Here is a 1,611-nt window from a genome sequence, read left to right as displayed (position 1 = left end):
CGATACAGCGACGAAGGAAGCTCCACTTTTAAGAATGGATTTGCAGACCTTTGCGAAGAATCCAAGTGATGATTTAGCTGCTAAGGGTACGGTTAATAATGGTGCAAAAAATGTTGCGCAATTTGAGAAACTAAGGGCATCACTTGCTGCAGATGAAATTATGAATGCAGAGCGTATTGGTACTGCATTAACAAAAAATGATAAGGCTCATCGTGCTGCTAGTTTTTTAACTAAGGAGCAATTAGCTGCAGGAAGAGTTTTTAATATTAAGGGTGGAGATGGTGCCCAATATACACTTCTTCAGACGAAGGGTGGATTTAATGGTAAATCTGGTATTTTCGAGTATATGTTAACACCAAGTGGTAAAGTTTCTCATCAACGGTTTATATCAGGTGGGAAAATTACCGGATTTCCAAATCAGGGAGGATATTAATGGATTCAATACTAATGGAACTTACTTATGAATATGTATCGAAGAAAACTAAGTTTACCTGGCAGGAATTAAAATATGCTATTGATAGAAACTTTCTTCCACCAGGCACGGCAATTGAACACGCTTTAACATTACTTTCTGAAGATACTAATGAGTCCAGCTTAATATTTGAATTAGCATCTTTATACCATGACGAGCCAGTTCATCCATATCTAGATGAATTAGCACAGTTAGAACCACATCAAGATGTCGATACCATTAAAGAGAAATGGTTGTATTTAATTCTAGACTGGTTATTTACTAAAAAAGATCAATATAAAGACCCTCTTGGTTTAATAGAGCAAATATATGCTGATTTCGACTATCCAGAAAACATCGCTACTTTTGTAAGATACATGCCTATGGATGGACCTGATTTTGGAAGCATAGAGTTAAATCAAGCACGTTTATATAAAAATTGGGAAAAATATTTAGATGAGCAATGTAAGAGATTTTCATATGCTAAATAAATTAATTAGCTAGTTTTCTTGGGCTCTAGGTTAAGAACAAAACCTTGATTGGCTACTTGCCTTTCAAGGTTTTTTCTTTTATAGGTTTTATGGTTAAACAAATACTCATGATGGTTAGCAAACTTACTAGATTGGTTGCAGTGACATTTAAATAAAACAACCACCTTACTACTCGATTTATATTTGCACACGAGAATGACAAAGCTAGTTAAACTAAGGTACAAAAGGCAATTGAACAAAAAGAAAATATGGACGATTTTTGAGTGGGACAAAACGAAATACGTTGCGTGAAAATAGAGACTCCTTGAAGGTTGTACCGTCATGGAGTTTTGTTTAATAGTTGGATTACGTGATGGTAATGAGAATTAGGCGAGATGACATTTTACATAGCAGGGGTAGTTATGACATGGATTAGCTAACAAACTAACGAGAATGACAAAGCTCGTGGCGATATCAATGGGTAACGTGTAAGACTGTTTCTTACACTGCTTTGTCATATAAATTTTGGGTTGTTTTTTCACTAGAAACGGTCGTATAATACTCGCTATTCGTTAAAAAAGCGTTACATAAATTTTAATTTTCGTAACGTTAGCCAGCTGCAGACAGCCGGAAAAGAACGTTATGAGTATGACGACAACGGCAATGTCATCTCCAAAACAAACAGTGAAG

At 35.5% G+C, this 1,611-nt stretch carries 1 protein-coding gene and 1 pseudogene; both read left to right on the top strand.

Annotation, left to right across the window (positions count from 1 at the left end; all coding sequences use genetic code 11):
* A pseudogene (locus tag FS736_RS24845) lies at positions 1 to 433 on the top strand (hypothetical protein); the annotation flags it as partial.
* Positions 433 to 942 carry a DUF2247 family protein gene (locus tag FS736_RS23380; protein WP_144481517.1) on the top strand — a complete coding sequence of 170 codons (510 nt, stop codon included), beginning with the start codon at positions 433 to 435 and terminating at the stop codon, positions 940 to 942. The pseudogene FS736_RS24845 and the gene FS736_RS23380, both read left to right, overlap by 1 nt.
* Positions 943 to 1,611 lie beyond the last annotated feature (669 nt).

The organism is Cytobacillus oceanisediminis 2691, assembly GCF_007678455.1.
Classification (GTDB): Bacteria; Bacillota; Bacilli; order Bacillales; family Cytobacillaceae; genus Mesobacillus; species Mesobacillus oceanisediminis_A.
The sequence above is the reverse complement of the archived record's forward strand: the minus strand, read 5'-3'. Positions and strand labels throughout refer to the sequence as shown.

Excerpts from the sequence above, each read along its gene's own strand:
- FS736_RS23380 (WP_144481517.1), top strand. The coding sequence starts at position 433 with ATGGATTCAATACTAATGGAACTTACTTATGAATATGTATCGAAGAAA.